Annotated in this window: 1 protein-coding gene; it reads left to right on the forward strand. The window is 52.8% G+C overall.

Annotated elements, in window-relative coordinates:
* Positions 1-21 precede the first annotated feature (21 nt).
* Positions 22-1,020, forward strand: a 999-nt coding sequence (locus NE609_RS17300; protein ID WP_256153237.1) for an acid shock protein, incomplete at its 3' end; no start/stop codon positions are given.

A 1,020-nucleotide genomic window follows, 5' to 3' on the forward strand; every position in this document is an offset into this window, starting at 1 on the left:
AATTTAGGAGGAGATTTACCGATGAAAAAGTTACTGGCGGTCGTTCTGGCTGCTGCGATCGTGCTTTCCCTCGGTGTGGTTTCTTTCGCTGCTTCCAATGATGCGAAGCCGAAGGCGACCGTTACCACTTATATCAAGGCGACTGATACCGAGACCACTACGACCGTTCCGATTGTCGCTGACTACGATACCGCGAACGAGGTTACCGATCTCGTAAAGCCCGGCTCGACCGTCTATGTCAAGGTCAGCAATGGCCTCGAGGACAAGGACAACTTCAAAGTGAAGTTTGACAAGGGCGACGACAATCCGAAGATGATCAAGAAGATCTCCATTGCTGAGAAGTCCATTCTTGGTAATCCGCGTAACACCGTCATCAAAGTCGAACTGAACGACAACACGACTGATTCCGAGTACAAGGTTTCTCCGTCCGTCACCTTCACCGCGAAGGATAAAGACGTTCCTTCCGGCGCTGATAAGTTCCAGGCCGGCGACAAGATCACTGTCGAGCTCAAGTTCTGGATCGGCAACGTTGGAGAAGGCGCGGATCAGGATTACATGGCCGGCGATGACGGCGTGGTCCTGAAGCCCACCAAGAACGAAGACAACGAGATCAACTGGGAAGATGAGAACAACACCATCGCGACCCTGAAATTCGTTGGCGACGACGACGGCAAGTACTTCTATCCGAAGCTCTCCACCAAGTGGGAAGATGCGGACTATGCGGAGTATTTCGCTGACCAGGACGCGTTCATCTTCAACTTCACCGGCGCTAACGGCGGCAACACCAAAATTGCTTCCACCAGCCGTGCGACCCTCGAGCTCTACAACCCGTACTATGATTCCGACGAGGACGATCTGAGGGTTGAGCCGGAGAACGTCGTGATCTACATGGTCGGTGATGACGGTTCCATCAACGATGTTACCGCTTCCTTCAAGGCTATTGAGACTGACGATGGCGACTATGTCTTCCAGACCAAGACCCGTGAGCTTGGCGTCTACATCATCGCTGAGAAAGCCTAC

It is taken from the genome of Anaerotruncus sp. DFI.9.16 (genome assembly GCF_024461615.1).
In the GTDB taxonomy this organism is placed as follows: Bacteria; Bacillota; Clostridia; order Oscillospirales; family Ruminococcaceae; genus Anaerotruncus; species Anaerotruncus massiliensis.